At 50.1% G+C, this 20885-nt stretch carries 13 protein-coding genes; 7 read left to right on the top strand and 6 right to left on the bottom strand.

Annotated elements, in window-relative coordinates:
• Positions 1-45: 45 nt before the first annotated feature.
• From F4X88_03950 to F4X88_03960, 3 genes are read right to left on the bottom strand one after another with little or no spacing between them, the layout of a single operon-like run.
• Positions 46-504, bottom strand: a complete 459-nt coding sequence (locus F4X88_03950; protein MYA55428.1) for an AAA family ATPase — start codon at positions 502-504, stop codon at positions 46-48.
• A gap of 33 nt (positions 505-537) precedes the next feature.
• Entirely contained in the window at positions 538-1785 is a 1248-nt protein-coding gene (gene icd, locus F4X88_03955; protein MYA55429.1) for an isocitrate dehydrogenase (NADP(+)), read from the bottom strand.
• 18 nt (positions 1786-1803) lie between these two features.
• Positions 1804-3354 carry a hypothetical protein gene (locus F4X88_03960; protein ID MYA55430.1) on the bottom strand — a complete coding sequence of 517 codons (1551 nt, stop codon included), beginning with the start codon at positions 3352-3354 and terminating at the stop codon, positions 1804-1806.
• Between the two features lie 416 nt (positions 3355-3770).
• Between F4X88_03960 and F4X88_03965 the strand changes: the two genes are divergently transcribed.
• The 3 genes from F4X88_03965 to ligA all read left to right on the top strand — a co-directional run bounded on the left by F4X88_03965 (position 3771) and on the right by ligA (position 7756).
• Positions 3771-4067, top strand: coding sequence for a BMC domain-containing protein (locus tag F4X88_03965; protein MYA55431.1), 297 nt, complete (start codon positions 3771-3773; stop codon positions 4065-4067).
• Positions 4068-4235: 168 nt separating this feature from the next.
• The gene (locus tag F4X88_03970) at positions 4236-5666 is read left to right on the top strand and encodes an aldehyde dehydrogenase family protein (protein MYA55432.1); all 1431 of its coding nucleotides are present in this window, start codon (positions 4236-4238) and stop codon (positions 5664-5666) included.
• Between the two features lie 77 nt (positions 5667-5743).
• Positions 5744-7756: an NAD-dependent DNA ligase LigA gene (gene ligA, locus F4X88_03975; protein ID MYA55433.1), complete on the top strand. Its 2013-nt coding sequence runs from the start codon at positions 5744-5746 to the stop codon at positions 7754-7756.
• A 123-nt stretch (positions 7757-7879) separates the two neighbouring features.
• Here ligA and F4X88_03980 read toward each other — a convergent pair whose 3' ends face one another.
• Positions 7880-8557, bottom strand: a complete 678-nt coding sequence (locus F4X88_03980) for an endonuclease III domain-containing protein (protein ID MYA55434.1) — start codon at positions 8555-8557, stop codon at positions 7880-7882.
• A gap of 29 nt (positions 8558-8586) precedes the next feature.
• Between F4X88_03980 and F4X88_03985 the strand changes: the two genes are divergently transcribed.
• From F4X88_03985 to F4X88_03995, 3 genes are all read left to right on the top strand, one after another.
• Complete coding sequence (locus tag F4X88_03985) at positions 8587-9465, top strand: sugar phosphate isomerase/epimerase (GenBank protein ID MYA55435.1); 879 nt, start codon at positions 8587-8589, stop codon at positions 9463-9465.
• A 94-nt stretch (positions 9466-9559) separates the two neighbouring features.
• Entirely contained in the window at positions 9560-10621 is a 1062-nt protein-coding gene (locus tag F4X88_03990) for a DUF1611 domain-containing protein (protein ID MYA55436.1), read from the top strand.
• A 38-nt stretch (positions 10622-10659) separates the two neighbouring features.
• A complete protein-coding gene (locus F4X88_03995) occupies positions 10660-11460 on the top strand; it encodes a phytanoyl-CoA dioxygenase family protein (GenBank protein MYA55437.1) in 801 nt (266 codons plus the stop codon).
• Between the two features lie 70 nt (positions 11461-11530).
• Here F4X88_03995 and F4X88_04000 read toward each other — a convergent pair whose 3' ends face one another.
• On the bottom strand, positions 11531-12556 hold the full coding sequence (locus F4X88_04000; GenBank protein ID MYA55438.1) for a BMP family ABC transporter substrate-binding protein: 1026 nt from the start codon (positions 12554-12556) through the stop codon (positions 11531-11533).
• A 793-nt stretch (positions 12557-13349) separates the two neighbouring features.
• On the opposite strand from F4X88_04000, the gene F4X88_04005 reads away from it, so the two are divergent.
• Positions 13350-16469 (top strand): AAA family ATPase, encoded by a 3120-nt coding sequence (locus F4X88_04005; GenBank protein ID MYA55439.1) that lies wholly within the window; start codon positions 13350-13352, stop codon positions 16467-16469.
• 194 nt (positions 16470-16663) lie between these two features.
• Here the strand turns inward: F4X88_04005 and F4X88_04010 are convergent, their stop codons facing one another.
• The gene (locus tag F4X88_04010; GenBank protein ID MYA55440.1) at positions 16664-20737 is read right to left on the bottom strand and encodes a hypothetical protein; all 4074 of its coding nucleotides are present in this window, start codon (positions 20735-20737) and stop codon (positions 16664-16666) included.
• Positions 20738-20885 lie beyond the last annotated feature (148 nt).

Consider the following 20885-nt stretch of genomic DNA (forward strand, 5'->3'; position numbering starts at 1 on the left):
GTCTATTTCGCTACTATACTCATAACTGCTAAGAAAATGTAAACACTACCTAGGTGTGGAAACCTCACATATATTTCGAGCGCGCCACACTACGTCAAAGTTTTGTCCATCTACCCTATAACTGAAACTCGGTTCAGAAGTTGAATTCTCTACATTATTGATAGCGAGCTCAAAAGAAAGGATATCCGCTTCATCTACATCCGGCAGGTTTAATCTTTCGGAAAACTTCCACGATATTGAGATTCGGAGTGGATTGTCTCGTCTGTGTCCGTAGATGAGGTCATCAAAACTTCCCAAATTAACGAGGGAATTATCATGCCCAAAATCAATCACTTCGTTCCAATCCGGGGGACGCTCCACGGTCTGCTTTAGCATGAGGAGTGTTTGCAGAAGACTCGTTTTGCCAGAACTATTCGCACCGAAGAATCCTGTCAAGGGTGCTATCTGTCTGTTACCTGTATCTTTCCACGATTTAAAATTTTGCGCGCTGAGTTCGGTAATCATGATGTATACCCCGTTCTCTGATGGAAAGGGTTTCTATTGGAAGTTTTCGACAATCGATGCGCCGAACTCCGAGGTGCGGACCTTCGTCGCGCCTTCCATGAGACGCTCCAGATCGTAGGTCACTTTTTTCTGGAGGATGGTCTTCTCAAGTCCCGAAATAATCAGGTCGGCGGCTTCTTGCCAACCGAGATGCTCCAACATCATGACGGCGGAGAGGATCAGGGACCCTGGATTGACGACATCCTGATCGGTATATTTCGGGGCAGTGCCGTGCGTCGCCTCAAACAGTGCGACTTCATCGCTGAGGTTACCACCGGGTGCCATACCGATACCACCGACCTGTGCCGCCGCGGCATCTGAGAGATAATCTCCATTCAAATTCGGGGTGACAATCACGTCGTATTCATCGGTGCGCGTCAAAATCTGCTGCAACATACTGTCAGCAATTCGGTCATTGACGATAATTTTGCCTTCTGGACACTCACCATCGTAATCGCTATAGAGTTCATCCTCTGTAATCGTCTGCTCGGGGAATTCCTCTTTGGCAAGTTCGTAGCCCCACGCACAGAACGCACCTTCGGTAAACTTCATGATGTTGCCTTTGTGAACAAAGGTAACGCTACGTCTACCGTGGTCAATTGCGTACTGGATCGCCATCCGTGCCAAGCGTTTCGTGCCGAAGATGCTGATCGGTTTCACGCCGATCCCAGAATCCTCGCGAATGTCTACCTCCATTTCAGTGCGGAGGAGTTCGATAACCTTTTTCACCTCTGGTGTGCCTTGTTCCCACTCGATACCGGCATAAACATCCTCGGTGTTTTCACGGAAGATAACGACATTCATCTTTTCGGGATGGGTTACAGGGGCGGGGACACCTTGGAAGTAGCGGACGGGACGGACACATGCGTAGAGTTCGAGGACCTGACGGAGCGTCACGTTTAGACTGCGGAATCCACCTCCGACAGGCGTTGTGAGGGGTCCCTTCAGGGCAACACGAAAGTATTCAATTGCGTCGAAAGTATCCTGCGGGAGCCATTCGTTGTATTTCGCCATGGCGTTTTCGCCGGCGTAGACATCAAACCAAACGATCTCGTTTTCACCGTTATATGCCGTCTGGACAGCCGCATTCACAACCCGGCGCGTAACCTTCATGATGTCTCGTCCGATGCCATCGCCTTCAATGACAGGGATAATCGGCTTATTCGGCACGACGAGCTGTCCATTATCGATCCCGATTCTTTCACCTTCTGTCGGGACTGTTAATTGCTCAAATTCAATCACGGGTATTCTCTCCAAAAACTAAAAGGCAATCGGGCTTGCCATCCGGTTGTGTAATGCGACGACTTCGTTTGCAATGGTCATATCGTCAGTCGGTCCCGGAATCACATCTGGGTGCGGTGGGATAACGGGACGGATAATCCGCAACTGGAGCTGCTCGCGGGCATCCATTATCCACCCAAAACCGCGGAAGATGTAGGTCAATAGGGTTCTGTCGCTCTCATAGATATCCAATCCTTCTTGGACTGCCCATCCACCGAAATCGGTATTCGGCGTTAAACGGAGGGGCGGTTCGTTCTCACGTCCGGGACGAACAAAGCCTTCGACGAAAGCGAGTTGGTAAATGCGCTGCGTAATCCCCAACCGTTTTTTCTGCTGATCGTTGAGTTGAATGTCGCCATTGTCAACGGCTTCTAAGAAAGGATTGAAATAGATAGCAGGTCTGGGGTCTTGCTGGATTTCATCGGAGCGTCCAGCTGCAGCGATTTCGGGGTGTCCAAAGGTCGGCAATGCGGACAGCATCCGTTGTTGGATTGCGTCCTCTCGGGTTTCAGTATCAAGCGGTTCAATTTGATTAATGAACGCTGTCATGTCGTGAATCGCCCCGAAGTGCCGGTCGCCATCTAACGTCATCTGCGATGCGACAAAAAAGTCGGAGACTGCGCCGGTGTGCAAGGTTGCAAGATACCGTGCGACGACGTTGGAACCTGCGGAACCGTGGTGTGCCTGTATGATCCCCATCCGTTCCAAGATATTCGCTTCAACCGCACTGGCTTCTCGCCCTAAAAGGAGACTATAGCAGGTTTGGAAAGCAGTTTTTTCACGCTTCTGGTGATCGGAGATGAGATCAGTAGCACGCATTGCGAGGACTTGCGGATGCAGTGCGTTGTTCTCGCGGAGTTGATGGCGCATATACACAGAAATCGTCCCGATGGCGACATTCTCCATGTGTGTCCCGATCAGTTCAAGCAGGAGTGCACCGGGATGCCGTGTGCTGTTAATCCCTTTCTGATTTGGATGACTGAGTTTACGGAGTGTTGAGAAATGTTGAATGGCAGCTTCGGGACCTGTCTCTGGGAAGGCTTTAACAAATTCTGCGACCTGATTGATGAGGCGTTGTTTACCCGTTAGGCTCTCTCTGCGAGTCGTGGTAAAGTTATAAAATTTCTTATCTATTAATTCTGACAGCAGTGCCTCTTCATCAAGCCCCGTTGCATCCGTTTCAGGTCTTCTACCGAAAAGTCCGGCAAAGATAACCCCTGCGGGACTGATCTGACCCGCGACGATCTCACTTTCAGAGACAATCCCCCGAATAGCAAAACTGCGAATGTTCAATGTTATCTGGGTGCCAGCACAGTCAACCGCAACTTTGTGCAGCGCCGGATTCGCGAAAACGGTTGTCGATTGTGGCATCGAGCTAAAACTGGTAAGCACGGCTGTAATCTGATCTTCACCCAACTCTGCCGCTCTGTTTAAGGAATCCGTTACTGGGGCATACGTTGAGGCTTCTGGCACACCAGACAGAATTTTTCGGACCGCGGCTGCCTGCTTCGCCTCCAAAATCTTGTTCAAAATGATTTCTCCTTCGTTGACTATTTAGTAGAATTTTTCGTCTCAAGTTTCTCCGAAATTTAATGCGTCCGCACCCACGCAACCACCCTTCACGGGACAGGACAATGCAGTGCTTCAGATTCCGTTTAAAAAAGTTCTGATCGACTCGCGTCAATACTTTAAATATATTTTAGCAGATTTCCGATTAAAAGTCAAGAGAAAATTGAAAAACAGACAGGATTAAACCGACTCGTGTATTCTGATTCTATCAAAAATTTGACTTGCAGAAATGCGGATTTTGTAGTATCATTATTAAGGAGCATATTTGATTAAGGGGACGCTGCACGTCCCGAGATTATAGCCTTTTGCAAACAGACCTCGGTGTGCGCTGCACGGTGCCTCACATTCTATTTTTCATAGATAAGGAGCTTAATTACATGAGCAATGAAGCATTAGGAATGGTTGAAACACGTGGGCTCGTCGGTGCGGTCGAAGCCGCCGACACCATGGTGAAAGCCGCAAATGTCAAACTGGTTGGAAAAGAACAGGTAGGGGGCGGTTTCGTCACTGTTTTGGTCCGCGGAGATGTCGGTGCGGTGCAAGCCGCGACAGATGCCGGCGCAGAAGCGGCGAAAGCAGTCGGCGAATTAGTGTCGGTGCACGTCATCCCTCGCCCACATTCAGATGTGGAAGGCATTCTCGGCGGGAATTCTTCTGCCAAGAGTAGCAAATAGATCGGAAACCTCGTAGGGTGAGGGATGGCTTTCGGACCTCAACCCTACACCGCTTTAGCAGAGAGCACGTCGCACCGCTATAGGTTCTATATCTATCGTCTGGATCCGTTAGCGGTTTCAGTACGTGTTCCCGTTGGTGCCGTGCACAACGAGGTATTGGAGGGCTGAATGGCACAAATTGACGAAAAACAGATTGAAGAGATTGTCTCCCAAGTATTAAGGACACTTCAACAAGACAAAACAGTAGCAAGACAACCCGTTACGCCCGTGGGGGTGAGTTCCTCCGCGCGGGCAGGCGTTTTTGGAACAGTAGCAGAGGCTATTGCAGCCGCAAAAACAGCACAAACGGCACTGGTCACACTTGGGTTCGCAAAAAGACGCGAAATCATTGAAGCGATCAAAGAAGTATCACTTGCCAACGCGAAACGTCTCGCAGATTTGGCAGTCCAAGACACAAATATGGGGAATGCGGCACATAAGGTGATGAAGAATGAAGGTGCCGTAACACTCTCACCGGGAGTGGAGGATCTGATCTCCGAGGCGGTATCGGGTGATTCTGGAACACTTCTCATCGAATATGTCCCTTTCGGTGTCATTAACTCGATTACCCCTACCACCAATCCAACATCGACGGTGATTAACCACGCGATTATAATGCTGTCAGCGGGGAACGCTGTCGTGTTCAGTCCGCATCCAAACGCACGCGACTGCACTGAAGAAACGATGCACGTCATCAACGAAGCAATCGTCAACGCAGGGGGTCCCCCCAACTTACTGACATCGGTTGCGAATGCCAGTCTGCGAACGGCGAAAGAGATCATGGAGCACCCTGAGATCGCGATGCTCGTTGCGACGGGGGGGGCGTCCGTCGTGCGGACCGCGCTCTCAAGCGGTAAAAAGACGATCGCTGCTGGACCTGGCAATCCGCCTGCGATTGTTGATGAAACAGCGGATATTCAGCAGGCAGCGAAACATGTCATTGCAGGCACGAGTTTTGACAACAACCTGCTCTGTATCGGCGAAAAAGCACTGTTTGTTATCGATTCCGTAGCAAACGAGACGGTTCGGGAGTTAACGCAGAACGGTGGGCATCTACTCAGTGCAAGCGAACTTCAGGCATTAGAGGCGGTTGTCACGGAAAAAGAGGAATCCAACAAGGAATACATCGGTAAAGATGCACTGACGATCTTAAACGCAGCGGGTATCACAGCCCCTGCGGAGACAGTCGCGATCGTTGTTGAAGTTTCAGCGGATCATGGGTTCGTTATGAACGAATACCTGATGCCGATTCTTCCCGTCGTCCGTTGTCGCGATTTCGATGAGGCATTGACAGGCGCAGTCAGAGCAGAAGGCGGACGTGGACATACTGGCGTGCTCCACACAAATAACACCAAACGCATCACGCAGTTTACAAAAGCGATAGACTGTAGTGTTACAGTCATAAACGCCCCCTCTTACGCGTCTTGCGGATTAGAAGGCGAAGGCTACCTCGCGATGACCATCGCGGGACCGACAGGCGAAGGGTTCACACGTCCACGCACCTTTACACGTCAGAGACGATTAACGATCGCAGGTGATTTATCAGCACATACGCAGTGACGCAAATAGTTGTATTTGCGACCGGTCAAGGTTGTTAAATTTTTCAGAGCCTCCCTTCTAAAACTGGATATGGTGCTATGCGAACAGAGATCGATGAACTGAGAGCGTTAATACGTTACCACGAGCATAAATACTACATCGAAAACCTGCCAGAAATTTCTGACGCGGATTTCGACGCGCTCATGAAGGAACTTGAGGCACTCGAAGCAGCGACTGATGTTCCTATCCCGCCAGATTCGCCGACGCAACGGGTTGGGGGTGGTGCTGTATTAGGCACCCGTCTGCAACACCGTAACCCTATGCTGAGTCTGAATAACAGTTACGATGAAAACGAGCTGCGGGAATTCGCTGAACGCATCGACAGGTTGTTAGAAGGGGCACCTGTCGAATACGTCACAGAACTCAAAATCGATGGGTTAGGGATTTCACTCATCTACGAGAACGGCGTATTCACACAAGGGCTCACACGCGGAGATGGCGAATACGGCGAAGACGTAACTGATAACTTACGAACCATCCGTTCTGTGCCATTGCGGATACCTGTTGAAACGGAAATAGCCGTGCCACCGGTGTTAGAAGTCCGCGGTGAAGTCTTCCTGCCGAAAAATTGTCTCGATGAGATTAACGCCCAACGGGAAGTAGAAGGCGAATTGCCGTTTGCGAACCCTCGGAACGCCGCCGCCGGTTCCCTGAGACTGTTAGACGCTTCCATTACGGCATCCCGTCCGTTAGATATTTTCGTGTATACCCTCAATTACGCCGAGGGAACCGAATTCCCGACCCATATAGAGTCCCTCGAAAATATGAAGGCTTGGGGACTCAAATGTAATCCACACACCACCCCCCATAAATCGATTGAAGCCGTTCAAGACTACTACGAACGCTGGGTAGAAGCACGCCATGAACTCCCTTACGAGACCGATGGAATCGTTGTAAAGGTTAACAATTTCTCCCAACAGCGTGAACTTGGGACAACCTCCAAATACCCGCGGTGGGCAGTCGCCTATAAATTCAACGCGCAGCAAGCCATCACGACCATCGAAGAGATAGATGTGCAGGTTGGACGCACGGGTGTCCTAACACCGGTGGCGATCTTAAAACCCGTAATCCTTGCTGGCGCGACAATTACAAACGCCACCTTACACAACGCGCAAGAGATCCAAACGAAAGACATTCGTATCGGCGATCGGATTGTGCTTGAGCGTGCAGGAGATGTTATCCCCAAAGTTGTTGAGGTCCTAACAGCCGACCAAACAGATCGCGCAGATCCTTTTGAATTTCCGGTTCGGTGTCCGGTATGCAATACCCGCGTCCAACGCACGGGGGAAGAAGTTGCGGTTCGGTGTGTGAATGTGGCATGTGTCGCACAACTGAAACGCCGAATTGCGCATTTTGCTTCACGTAACGCCCTCCAGATCGAAGGTCTCGGTCCTGCTACTATTGACCAACTGGTGGATACAGAACTGGTTCGCGATGTTGCCGATCTTTATGCGCTGGAGGTAAAACCGTTAAGTAAACTGGAGCGGATGGGTCGCCCGTCCGCTGGCAACCTTGTCCGCCGGATTGAACAGAGCAAGGCGGTCCCGGCAGAAAAACTCCTTTTCGGACTCGGTATTTTTCATGTCGGTGAGACTGTCGCGGAACTGCTCATTGAACAGTTCCTATCCTTAGACGCACTTAGCGCAGCAACACAGGAGGAGATTGAATCGGTAAAAGGTATCGGTCCGCAGATAGCGAAAAGCGTTTTCAAATTCTTCTCACAGAATCAGCCGTTGCTGGATAAACTACGAGCGGCAGGCTTGCACTGTTTCACGGTAGCGGCAGCGTCTCACCACACGGAAGTGAGCCTCGTGGCAGATGGCTTCTTTGATGGAAAGACATTCGTTGTCACGGGGAGTCTTGAAGGGATGACGCGTGGCGAAGCATCGAACGAGATTAAGCGTCGGGGTGGTAGGGTTACATCGAGCGTAACCCGTAAGACGGATTACCTCATCGCTGGGGAAGGTGCCGGCAGCAAATACACCAAAGCCGTAGAACTGGATATCCCAATTTTGAAAGAAGCAGATTTCTTTGAAAAACTTCAGTTATGAAGTTGGGTTTCAACTTCGTTTCAACCCAACCTACGTTTCCATTTTCAAACTTCCGCGAATCTACTTTATTGGAATCCCAAACTGCTCTCCCTCGGTGTTTTACTCGGTACTCGCCTCATATCCTTATCCAGACGACCGGTAATATGCACACGAGGTCTGTAAACGACACTCCTGACAATTCGGTGTTTTCTTGTGGCAGATTCTGGCACCGTGACTCACAATCAGCGCATGGTATTCGTTGAATAGGTCAACATCGTGCGGAAGGTTATCCATAAACAGGGCACGAAGTTTGTCATAGTTATATCTCCCTGTAACCCATCCCAACCGCGAAAAGAGTCTATAGGTATAGGAATCAACCACAAAACTCGGTTTACCAGCAGCGTAGAGAATTATTGTATCCGCCGTTTCGGGACCGACACCGTAGATGGAGAGCAGTTCTTCCCGCAACTCAGGGACATCTTGCGTAAACATCACGTGCATGGGACGATCTGCGATATGGTCGACCAATGCCCGCACTTTTTGCGCCTTCATCCGAAAATAGCGTGAGGGTCGGATGAGTTGCTCCAACGCGGATTGGCTGATAGATGCTATCTCCTCAGGCGTAAAAGCCCCGACATCTTTGAGATTGTCCATCGCTTTTTCGACGTTGCGCCATGAAGTCGCTTGTGTTAGAATCGCACCGAGTGCCACTTCAAACGGAGTGTCTGCGGGCCACCATTTACGGTTCCCGTGTTGCGCGAGCAATTGATTATAGAGTGTAAACAGTTTTTCAGTAATATTGCCTTCACATAGAATTTGCATTATGTCCCCGAATAAAAAAGGAAAAGACTATGGATCTAAGTTTCAGCACGAGCGCGGGCAACGGCGGTTGGAGCCTTGCGGAATGTGCAGCATGGGCAAAAGCCAACGGATTTGACGCCATTCGCCCGAACGCCACCGGCGTTGTCGAACCGAGCGACATTATACAATCTGGTGGCGAAGCGGTCAAGGAAATTTTGGATACCCACGGCATCTACCTCGCAGCCCTCACAGCGCATTGTAACCTGCTTGCCGACGATCGAGAAACACGGGAGAAGGCGCGCGATGCCCTGATGCAGGCAATCGAAGCCACACACATCCTTGGTGCCCCCGTGGTCGTGACCTACGCCGGCAGTCCCGTGAGTTGGCATTTCTATGGACAGTTCTCTTCGGAACCGGGTAACCCTGGCGACAGGTCGGTTGAACTCGTCGGACGATTTAAAGAGATGTGGACACCGGTCGTCCGCTTCGCCGAAGATAAAGGTGTGCAGCTCGCGCTGGATTGCGCCGTCCGTATGGGCAACATCGCCTGTAATCCTGAAATGTGGGAACGGATTCTCGACGCGATTCCTTCAGATTCGCTCGGACTCTCCTGCGACCCGTCGCATTGGCTCTGGATGGGTATCCTACCCGCCGAGGACGCAATCCGCATGTTCAACGGCAAGTGGTATTACGCCGACGTGAAGGACTGTGAAATCAGTCCGCAGATGAAGTTCCGACAAGGCATCATCGGGAACTGGTGGTGGCAATACCGTGTGCCGGGACGCGGGCAATTGAATTGGGGAACGATTACCGGTGCGTTGCAGGAATCGGGTTACGACTATGTGCTCTGTGTAGAGAACGAGGATCGCGGTGCCCCGGGGTTAGACGGCTTCGCGCTCGGTGGTAGGTATCTCCGTCAATTTCTTTAGAAGTTGGCAGTTTTTGATTATTAGTTTTGAAATTGATTTCGATTTGTGCTAATTTTTAAGTATTCCTTTCATACCCGAAACGACGGATAAAAAAATGCTAAAGCAATTACAACCGAAATCACAGAGAATCGCGATTCTTGCTGAGGGTTCGTTCGGCATCCTCGAATCGAAAACCGCTACGGTCTTAGTCCGCTATCTTTCTGAGAACGTCGTCGCAGTTATCGACAGTGAAAACGCGGGACGAGATACCAGCGAAATTATCGAGATCGGAGAAGGTATACCGATTGTCCGGGATCTCGCCGAGGCGATGCAATTTGAGCCGACACTGCTGGCGATCGGTATCGCGCCACCCGGCGGTGAACTCCCTCATGCTTGGCGCGCAATCCTTCGCGAAGCAATACACAATCGACTCCACGTCATGAGTGGCTTGCACCAATTCCTAAGTGAGGACCCAGAACTTGTAGAACTCGCCGCAGCACACGATGTCGTGTTATGGGATGCTCGGAAACCCCCTGCCAACTTACCCGTCGCGACGTGTAAAGCCGATGCTGTCGATGCTACAGTGATTCTCACTGTGGGTTCAGATTGCCGCGTCGGTAAAATGCTATCCGGCATAGAGGTTACACGTGCGGCACGCGGGCGCGGTTTGGATGCCGAATTCTGTCCAACCGGTCAAAACGGGATCATGGTATGGGGCTGGGGTATTGCGATCGATGCCGTTGTCTCTGATTTCACCGCCGGCGCAGCCGAGCAGATTGTGCTTGAGGGTGCGAAAGATCACTCACTGCTTATCGTTGAAGGACAGGGTTCACTCGTTCATCCGGGATATTCCGGTGTAACGTTAAGCCTGCTCCACGGGAGCCTCCCCGATGCGATGATATTCTGTCATCAACCCTCGCGGGATACGGTTGCTCGGTATACAGTGCCGTTGCCCTCGGTTCCTGAGATGATAGCACAGTATGAAGCAATGGCGGCACCGATAAAGCCCGCCAAAGTGATCGGATTGGCACTGAATTGTTTTGATTTATCTGACGCTGAAGCACATGAGGCAGTTCGTCAAGCGGAGGCAGAGACAGGATTACCTGCAACGGATGTCGTGCGGTTCGGTGCGGATAAACTCGTTGACGCTGTTCAGGCATTTCACAGAAAAAAATAAAACGCTAACGCCGTAAAATGAAAGGAGACACAAAACCGATGACCGACGAAGAAAAATTTCGATTCGACTTGAGCGGATTTCTCGTCCGTCCCGCGATTCTTGAACGCGACGAAGTAGATGCAATCGTTGAGCAGATTGAACGGATACATCACGATCCAGAATCCCTATCACCAGAACACCGTGCTGTCCCAGGTGGTCCTGCGAGTGTCCTGATCGACCATCCCAAAGTGCTCGATGTCTTGCACGAAATCATCGGACCTGACGTTCGATTAGAGAACTGTTCCTCCGTCTGGCGTGAAAAGGGACAGGAACACGGCGGGCTCCACGGTGGTGGACCGCAACAAGGCGATCCTATTTTCGGGTACCGCTTCAATAATGGACGGATTCACGCAGGCATGGTGCGCGTCGTCTTTGAACTCACAGATGTCACCCAAAAGGACGGTGCGACACACTTCATCGCGGGCAGTCATAAGTCTAACTTCCCGATGCATGCAGATCACATGTCATTAGAGGCAGGGAAACGGAGTCCGTTCCTGATGTCGTATGACTGTCCAGCAGGCAGTGCGATCTTCTTTACCGAGAACCTATGTCATGCGGGGCCTGTGTGGCAAAGAGAGGCACCGCGCGTCGCAGTGCTAAACGCCTATGCCCATCTCGCGACCCACTGGCATCGGTTGAAGACGCCTCCCGAAGTAATCTCCGCGCTCCCGCGTGACAAGCAGGCATATTTCCGTGAACCGTGGGTTGCCGATTTCCGCACAAGCCCGGCAACGATAAACACGATTGAACGGTTCTTGAACAACGATGAACCGCCCATCAATACCGATACCAAGCCGTGAATTAACCCCCTAAATCCCCCTTATCAGGGGGACTTTAAGGGGAAATCCATAAATCCTATGTATCTTAAGGTTACGGCATCGTCGGTACCGTAATCTCACCAGCGATGATGCCGGCTTTCAGTGCCTCGACTTTTTCGAGGAGTTCCTCAGAAAGCAGATCCTTGTTGCCTTCACCGAGCAGATAACCGACATTGCCCTCAGCGAGACCGAGAGAGCGAACTCCTGCCATTAAATCGCCAGCAGCGAACGCTTGGATAACGTTATATACAGAGTCGTCGATCCCGACACGAAGCCCTGATAGGACGACCCCAGGCGCGAGATCTGTAATATCAATGTAGTTCCATATCACATATCTGCCCTCTGCGAGTTTCGCGGCTTCAATCGCGCCGAACCCCGACTGATCTGCCATCGTGTAGATGACATCAACACCGAGCCCATATTGCGTTAAGGCGATTGTTCCGCCGACCTCAGGTTGGTAGAACCCCTGTTCGTTATCAGCGACATAACCTCTGACGATCTCTGCGTCTGGGTTCACGGCTTTGACCCCAGCGACGTAGCCGGCTTCAAATTCGTGTATCAACGGGACATCCGCCCCACCGAGGTAGCCAACCTTTCCAGTCTCCGTTTTTAGCCCGGCGATCGCTCCAAGCAGAAACGTGCCTTCGTTCACTCTGTGTGTGAAAGAGACGACATTGGGGAGCTCCACTGCGGCATCAAAAATGACGAATATCACCTCTGGGAATCCCGGCGCCACGCGTGAGATGGGAGCCGCCATCTGGTAGCCTGAAGTGATAACTAAACCCGAGGTCTGAGCGGCTTCCTGTAAACGCATATCCCACGTTTCGGCACTGCTTTCCATTTCGGTTATATCAATACCGAGTTCCGTTTTTGCTTTCTGTGCACCGTTAAAAAGCACATCACAGTAAGAAGAATCGCCGAGACATTCTCCCGGATACACAACGCTCACCCGAATCGAAGCAGAATCCATCATCTCCGGTTGATCGGGAGGTCGCATATCCTGAATCTTCTCACAGCCACAAGTATAAATTAAAAAGATTGCGATCCCTAAAAAGGTTGCATTCTTCAACACGTTCATATATTTGACACTCCCATAGCTAAAGCAATGCGATTCTTGCTTCGTCGTCCACACCCTCAAAATGAGGAATTACACGGACTCCACAAGCGTTTAGACTCTCGGTATGCCCTACCGCGAGCGGTTTTGGCGGGAATGCAAGGGAGGTTGAAAAACGATCAACCGATAAAAGTTTTCTCACATTCCCTAATGTTTAGAGTGATTTCGCACCAGCACCACACACCTTCTTACGATTGCGGGATAGCACCCAATCAGGGTTTGATTGGGGTAAGAATGCTATCCACGATGCTGATATAATTATACCACATTTTACCCTCGTTCGTCAAGACTTTTTTGACGAAAAAAGCACGAATAACGCGGGTTGGACCCCGGGAAATGCCATAAGGCATTCATACCGTTGATTCGTCTAAAGCATTGGGATTTTTAAGTGTTATCCTTCAAAGCAGTAGACACACTGTGTGTCATTATATTTTAAAGTTAGTACCCACACAATTCGTCAGGGAACGTTTTCCCAGCAGGCGTGATTACTGCGTAAGTCCTGCTAAAGCATCACTACATGCCTTATATCGTTATACACAAAATATTAACGGCACGCACGGAGTGCCGTTACATCGGTTCTTTAACACCTAAAATAGCCCTAATTTATGCTGAAAATACCTTGCTTTTTCGCGTCAAATCAGGTATAATAACCATAGTGGAATTCATAGCGGGAACCCTATATTTCCACATAAATATTATATCACACTGACACTAAAAAACACAAAAATTTCCGATAGAATGGACGGAGGGAAATCCGATGAACATTCTTCATGAATTAAATGAAAAACAGAGAGAAGCCGTAACACACAAAAATGGTCCATTCCTCGTTATTGCAGGTCCCGGCACAGGGAAAACAAGAGTCATCACCCACCGTATCGCGTATCTGATTCGCGAACACGGCATCAAAGCGGAGAACATCCTTGCGATCACCTTTACCAACAAAGCCGCGCAAGAGATGCAGGAACGCGTCAACACCGAGATCGGCGAGCCGCACGGTTCCAACATTAAGGTGAGCACCTTCCACGCCTTTTGCGTTGCAGTGCTCCGAAAGCACGCCCTGCGGATCGGATTAAGCGAAAACTTCACCATCTTCGATCAGGAACTCCAAGATGAGATATTAACAGAAAGCGTTCGTGCGTTGAACCTCAACGCCGACGACTATCCGCCATGGTTGCTGCGTAATATCCTGAGCGATGCGAAATGTAAATCACAGAATCCCGTTGACGCAGTAGGTACCACGGAGATTCATGACGCAGAAACCGTCGAAAACCTCCGAAGCGTCCTGCGCGGCTATCAAGACAAACTTACGGAATACGATGCCCTCGATTTCGACGATCTCCTTGTGAAAACCGTCGAATTGTTTGAACAGGTCCCAGATGTCCAGCAAGACTATCATCAAACAATTGCCCATATTCTCGTTGACGAATTCCACGATGTGAACAGGGTGCAGTATCACCTACTCCGACTCCTCTGCGCGCCGCCCGAACACAACCTCATGGTCGTCGCTGATGAAGATCAGGCGATCTATAGTTGGCGCGGCTCGAATCCAGCATATATTCAGGACTTCAAATCCGATTACCATCCGAAAGAATTCGCTCTGGATGACCACTATCGGTGTAGCGAGAAGATTTTGCGTGCCGCAGAAGAGGTCATCTCCAGAAACATAGAACGACAGAAACAGCACACGCTCAGAACCCACAAAGACGCAGGGCGCGACATCTTTCACTATACCTTTGACACACCTATGGGGGAAGCATGCAACCTCATTAAGGTCATCCAGAACTTGGTAACGCAACGCAACTATTCCTATCGCGATATTGCTATTTTTTACCGCACACACAGGCTCGCGAACGTTTTGGAAGAACAGTTGCTACGGGAACATATCCCATTCCAGCGCATTCAACCGACGCATTCCCTCGCGGAAGGGAATAGCAAAGGTATCCTGGCATATCTCCGTTTCATCCAGTGGCAACTCCCGCAAGATTTGGAAGCCGCAATCAATTTTCCTGAAACCTGTATCGACGACTTAACATGGGTGCGCTTGAGGTGGCTCGCGCAACGTGAAGATGTCGCTTTTGTCGAGCTTTTGAAAAACATCGAAGCATATCCAGAGGATGTCGGTCCCTTAACACGCCGCAATGTCCGTGAATTCTGGACCCAACTTGAGAGGCTCTCCATCGAGATTGAAGGCGAGCGGGTCGATCAAATTATCCTGAAACTTTTTGATACTTTGGAACGCTCTCGGACGCCGTATCGCGCTGAAGAACTGGAGGTCATCGAAAAACAAACTGAGCTGCCGAATCTGGTAACTGCCCAGGATGTTCTCTACAGCGCACTGACGCTGGGCGAGCCGGTCCAGATTACCGCCAGCCATGGGATTGACGAGTATTGTGCGGCGCACATTATCTACCAGACGCTTGAAACCTACCTCAATCACACCCCGCAACTCCACTTGTTGCCGCCTGAGGGAAACAGCCCGAAATCGAACGAAAACGGAGTACACCTGCTTATCGGAAATTTCGAGGAAATTGGAGAAAGTGCGCGGGATGCACGGACACTCCTCATCGGCACAGCGGACGTAGCAAACCCAGATGTGCTTCGTCTGGAAGAAGAAGGGATTCATAGCATTACAGCACTCAAACTCTGCCAACGGCTTGTCAACCGTTTTGAAACCCCAAACATGACAGATATGGTCGTTTACGACTTGGAAACGACTGGGCTCAATCCGAAAACGGCAGAAATCGTTGAGATCGCTGCGCACCGTCTCAGCGCAATCGGAGATGAAGTGGAGCGGTATTATCGCTTGGTCAGACCACCAGGGGGACACATTCCGCAGTCTGCGACGCGCATCCATGGGGTTGATACAGAGACCGTCAAGACCTCACCGGGCATCGAAATGGTGTTACCCGAATTCCTTGGGTTTATCCAGAATAGGATTCTGATCGGACACAATGTAGCGGAATATGACAATCCCATCCTTGCCCGAGACCTGAGAAGGTATTTGAAAAGGGATTTATCCGCCCCGCATTACGATACGCTCGCTACAGCGCGCCGGCTTTTCCCGCGCCAACGCTGTAGCATGAGTGCGCTTGCTGAAAAATTTGAGATTCAACACGGGCGTTTACACAGTGCCATGGAGGATGTCAGAGTCAATCGAGAGATATTTAAAGAACTCATCAGAATCGACGCTCATAAACGCGAGGCGAAATCCCTTCCTGAATTGCTACCTTTTGTTGGGCTCGGTATCCTTGCGAAAACGGAAGATGTCGCTCGCTCAGAGGAAACCTTAACGGAGACGGATACATTCTTAAATGTCGCGAAACGCTTCGTCCAGACACACAACATCGGACCCCTGGAGAATCTACCGCTTGACCCCACAGAAGCGGCACACGCGAGAGAATTTATGGAAACGTTACAGGGTGCCACCGTCCGTGAGTTCCCGGAAGATGCTGACTGGCGACACCGTCGAATTCAGTTCATGAACGCAGTCCTTCACTTCGAGTTGATTAGTGATGAACATGGACTTATCAACTTTCTGGACTATCAGAAACTCCTCACCAATATTGACGAACTCGACAATAAAACGGAGCAGTTGACGTTAATGACCTTGCATGCCGCGAAAGGGACAGAATTTCCGGTCGTTTTCATCATCGGTATGGAGGAGGGGAGTTTTCCGATGTGGCGGCAGAATACCACGGAGACAGAATTGGAAGAGGAGCGTCGTCTTTTCTATGTCGGTATGACTCGTGCGCAAGCGCAGCTGTATCTCAGTTCTGTGGTGTATCGTTTCGGGGATCGGGATCGTGCCTCGTCCATGTTCGTGAGGGAGATACCATCTAACTATGTCGTCAAATGGAGCCCCCGGGATAGGATGTAGCACGGTGTCAAGTGAAACTTAGGCATCAGGCTTTTCGGTTTTTTTTATCCGAATAACTCGGAATCGTCGCGTCAATGTAAACGCGGTGCTTTTCTTCTTGAGAATCAGTTGTCATGTTTTATAGGATAGCACAAACCGCCTTGAAACGCAAGAAATTTTCAAGGTGGCATGCGACCCACTTGGCTAATCTCATCCTATTTCCGTATCAGCAGTTTACGCGTTGCGGTGAAATCGCCTGCGGTAACGGAGTCGCGTGTGGACTCCGTGGACAATGTATAGAAATAGATGCCGCTCGCAACGGATTCACCTACGTCATTTCTGCCATCCCAATACGCCGCACGGCTGCGACTTTGATAAATCCCAGCGGGTGTATGTCCCAATGCCAAGGTCCGAACCAAGATACCATTTACTGAATAGATACGCAAGGTAACCTCCGCAGGTTCGGAGAGTTGATACGGTATCCACGTCTCTGGATTGAACGGATTTGGGTAGTTTGGAAGCAGTGCGGTCTCTTTAGGAACAAGGAGTGTCAGGAGGCTTTGGAGGTAAGCAATGCCCCCTCGGAAGGCGACAGAGCCATCATCTTCAACTTGCGCACGCTCTATCCACGCTTGTATCATCGCAGGATTCAACCGGTCTATGCTATCCATAGCAAGCATCGAAGGCGAAGCTGGACCCGTTGATTCACCCATGTGCTGTGCCACGAGAATTAAGTCTAAGATGCTGACGACGCCGTCCCGGTTTACGTCAACTTTAGAGGTAGCAGATGCTGTTTGACCTAAATGCTGTGCCACAAGGATCAGATCCAAAATACTTACTTGTCCATCGGCATTCACATCCCAAGTCGGTCCGGACGTTACAGTAATAGTAAGCTCACGCACGCCAGCAGGAATAACTTCACCTGTGGTAGATCCGAATTGGAAGTTACGCAGTCCCATTTGGCTGTTGCCTTCTGCCTTTGCAGAGAATACTACTGACAGCAGTGTACCTGCACCGGTGCCTCCGTTTTTGGAAATCAGTGCCGAACTTAACCCCTTAATTTTACCTCCAGCGTTATCAATCGTGCCCCGCTGAAAGAAGGTCGTTCCACCGCCCCTTTTGAGAAACCCACCCTCGTTCACTTTAATCGCTTCAAGTACATTAGGGTCAAATGTGAGATCGAACTGCCATCCAGATAAATCTGTGACCTTTTCAGCATTGATGTGGACGGTAAAAGTATCCCCGACGCGAACACTCGTAGTGTCCGTTGAAAACGTGAAACCGGTTCCAGGAGATACTATCGTATATTCTGCTTCAGGGGCAAACCCGAAAAAAACAGACCACCACTTCCACGCCTCACCATCGCCTTCATTTGGGCTCGCGACTAACAGGACATTCGTCCCTTGCTTCAGCGTGACAGGGATGACGTATTGGTAATCGTAACCCCACGCCCACCAATCAATTTTTTCATGAATTAACTTACCATTTAACCAAACTCGATGGCCGTCGTCAGTTGATCCAGTAAATAGTGTTGTCTTCTGTTCACGGGGTGAATTTAGGATGATGCAACCATAAATCGTATTGTGAAAATAACTTCTCTCAATACCGATCGTTTTTAACATCATACCGATGTTCCCTTCTCCTTCAGGGGCGATTTTGTGTGATGTCCATACACTTTCTCCTACAGCACTTCCCTCTTTTGCACCGTGTGTCGCGATTGCCAGTTCCGTTACAGCACCGCCACTCGCTTGTGAGAGCAAATCTATGCCATCCTGATAACCGTCTCCCTGCACCAACACCCATAACCAAGGTCCCTCTATTTTGGGACCGCCTTGAGGAAAACCTGGATTGCTGAACCAATAAATTTTCGTATTCTCACGTAACCCATCCAGAGGTGATATGTCTGCTATATTGTTGCGCTCAAGTCGCAGCACCTCTAAGGTGTCCAAAGCTGCGAGCGGCGATACGTCCGATACATTATTCGTGTCGAGACGTAATTCTTTAAGGTTTTTCAAAGATGCCAAAGACGAAATGTTTGATATGCGACGATTGGCCTCTAAATTGAGCATTTCTAAATGAATCAATCCTGATAGGGGTGAGAGGTCCGATACGCCACTGCCCGCAACGGTCAAGTTTACCAAATTAGTTAAGCCTTTTAATGGCGAGAGGTCAAGATCCCTGGAACGGTAAGTTCGCAGCGTCTCCAAACCCGTAAGTCCTACGAGTGGCGATAAATCAGATATAGGGCTGCTTTCAAACTGTAGCCATCTGAGTTTTGTTAACTTTGCCAAGGGCGAAAGGTCTGAAATGGAAGTTTTCCAAAATCTGACGACTTCTAAATTAGTCAAACCTGTCAAGGGCGATAAATCGGACAGGGATTCCCCGGAAAATCTCACTTCTTTCAGTGCTGTTAAGCCGGATAGAGGCGATAGATCGGAAAGTGGATTCCCGCGCAGATTGAGGCTTTGCAGATTTACTGCAAACTGAAGCCCCTCCAAATCCTGAATATCCATTCCATCTATATCAAGGTGCATCAACGTTGCCATTTCCTCTACAGTAATTGCAGTGCCGGGTGTTTTGCTGAGTGTTTCTGCGATTGCAGCGCGAAGGTTTGCATCAGGGATATGAACGGCTTCTCCAGGGATGCGCTCTGTTCTCGGAACAACAGGCTTAACGATAGTGCTGTCAGGAGAACTCAGCGTCGCAACGATTTCACCGAAATTCGATGTCCAGGTATCCCTTTTCACACCCCCGTTAGCACCCGTTAGCACTCCCAAACCTAAGTTTTTTAGACTCGCATTCTCACGAACCCTTTGGAGTAGATCTGTCGTTTTTAACCCTACCGAGGCGGCCGCATGTGCTGCATCAAGCGGTCTTTGAAACGCCTCGTGGAACCGTTGAACGGACTCAACGCCACCGAAGACATCACCTGTTTTTTCGAGCGCCTGCCGGTAACGAGCGGTATCCTCTTCTAAGAACTCGTCCATCTCTGCCTTCTCTGCATAGAGTCGTAACACTCGATCTTTGTTAAAGGGGGGATTTGCATTCTGTTCAACAACACCCCGCACCTGATCTTCAAATACCTTCATCCCTTCGGTGTGGCACCCGATACATGAGAGTCCGTTGCGGACGGTTGGATCGCTCGCAGCCAGATTTCGGACGATCTGGATCGGGGCTTCATTCAGTCGATTGCCGCCAGCGTCTACCAACAGATATGCCTGCAAACCGTTGGGAAGGTTGAAGATGATCTCACCCCCATCGTGCGTGAAGGAGAGCGGATGTGTAAAGACATTCTGTGTCCCGACGCTTCCAGCGAAGTCGTAACTTTTCCAATACGCGCCATACCGAGAGGTATGACGTTCAACGACGCGATTGTGATTCGATACGCCGGAATTATTGAAACCCGCACGCCAGACGCGTCTCCCCGCGGCGTTCCGAAGATTTTCGACAACGTTCACCTCAAGGCGCGCCTCTAACTCCCGATCGGTTTGGGGGATACCCAAGATGTCGTGGTAGAGGGGTGGCAAGGCGGCTGTCGCGATGAACCAATCTACATCCACAAACGGCACCCCGCAATTCATTGCTTCGCGGAGATCCATCAGTTTTTCGCGGAGCCCCGTTTGTGTTGGTGCATCGAACGCAATGCTATACGGATATATCTGTTCAATCAGCGTCCATCGGTTAGTTCCGATCTCCCATTCATAATCTCGGAGATCAATGTAGAAGATTGTTTCCTCTGGGTCAATGGGTTGTGGTCTGATGACCTCGCGTCCCCAAGAGAGACTATTCACGAGCTTAGAGAGGGCGCGTTGATAGGCGTGGAGTGCCTCTGGACTTTCACCGGCGTTATAAAGAGGCGTTAGTGTAAAATAGCGTGTGAAGGTGCGGTCAAAGGGGGGCAGTGCGTTGAGGTGCTTCTCAATCGTTTCAAGCATTTCCGTGGGTGTGATAAAGTCAGTATCCCGTTCTGGCGTCTGCCAATCGGGTGCCCCTGCTTGAATCCAGTTACCAATCGTTACAATCGCGGCGGCAGGAAGTCCGGGTTGACCCAGCGGCATCCGTTTTGCTTCATCCTCTGTGAGGAGCCGTTTATAGAGCTCGGATTCAATCGGTTTCCCTGGGACAACTGCTCCAGTTTCAATGAGTGCCGTGTGGTCAATGATGATCTCCTCAGTAAACGCTCCATGTTCGCCGTGGCAGTTGAGACAGTTTTGTTCAAAGATCGCATACGCCTGTTGTGCGAGATTTTCTTGGGCATTAGCACTTTGATAACTTCCGAAAACAGGCATCAGCAAACAGGTAAAGATAACAAAGATTTTCCAACCTTTCATGGACTTCCTTTCCTCGTATTATAGGTGTGATTGGCAAGTGGTTTTGATATGTTTAGGACTTACGCAGTAGCGATTTATATCGCAGAGGATTTCAGTTGTTGACAAA

Source organism: Candidatus Poribacteria bacterium, assembly GCA_009839745.1.
Taxonomy (GTDB): domain Bacteria; phylum Poribacteria; class WGA-4E; order WGA-4E; family WGA-3G; genus WGA-3G.

Bases quoted from the DNA above. Each gene is read 5' to 3' on its own strand.
- F4X88_03980 (MYA55434.1), bottom strand. From the start codon at position 8,557: ATGCAAATTCTATGTGAAGGCAATATTACTGAAAAACTGTTTACACTC.
- F4X88_04010 (MYA55440.1), bottom strand. From the start codon at position 20,737: ATGCCTGTTTTCGGAAGTTATCAAAGTGCTAATGCCCAAGAAAATCTC.
- F4X88_03970 (MYA55432.1), top strand. From the start codon at position 4,236: ATGGCACAAATTGACGAAAAACAGATTGAAGAGATTGTCTCCCAAGTA.
- F4X88_04000 (MYA55438.1), bottom strand. From the start codon at position 12,556: ATGAACGTGTTGAAGAATGCAACCTTTTTAGGGATCGCAATCTTTTTA.
- F4X88_03990 (MYA55436.1), top strand. From the start codon at position 9,560: ATGCTAAAGCAATTACAACCGAAATCACAGAGAATCGCGATTCTTGCT.
- F4X88_04005 (MYA55439.1), top strand. From the start codon at position 13,350: ATGAACATTCTTCATGAATTAAATGAAAAACAGAGAGAAGCCGTAACA.
- F4X88_03950 (MYA55428.1), bottom strand. From the start codon at position 504: ATGATTACCGAACTCAGCGCGCAAAATTTTAAATCGTGGAAAGATACA.
- F4X88_03995 (MYA55437.1), top strand. From the start codon at position 10,660: ATGACCGACGAAGAAAAATTTCGATTCGACTTGAGCGGATTTCTCGTC.
- F4X88_03965 (MYA55431.1), top strand. From the start codon at position 3,771: ATGAGCAATGAAGCATTAGGAATGGTTGAAACACGTGGGCTCGTCGGT.
- F4X88_03985 (MYA55435.1), top strand. From the start codon at position 8,587: ATGGATCTAAGTTTCAGCACGAGCGCGGGCAACGGCGGTTGGAGCCTT.
- ligA (MYA55433.1), top strand. From the start codon at position 5,744: ATGCGAACAGAGATCGATGAACTGAGAGCGTTAATACGTTACCACGAG.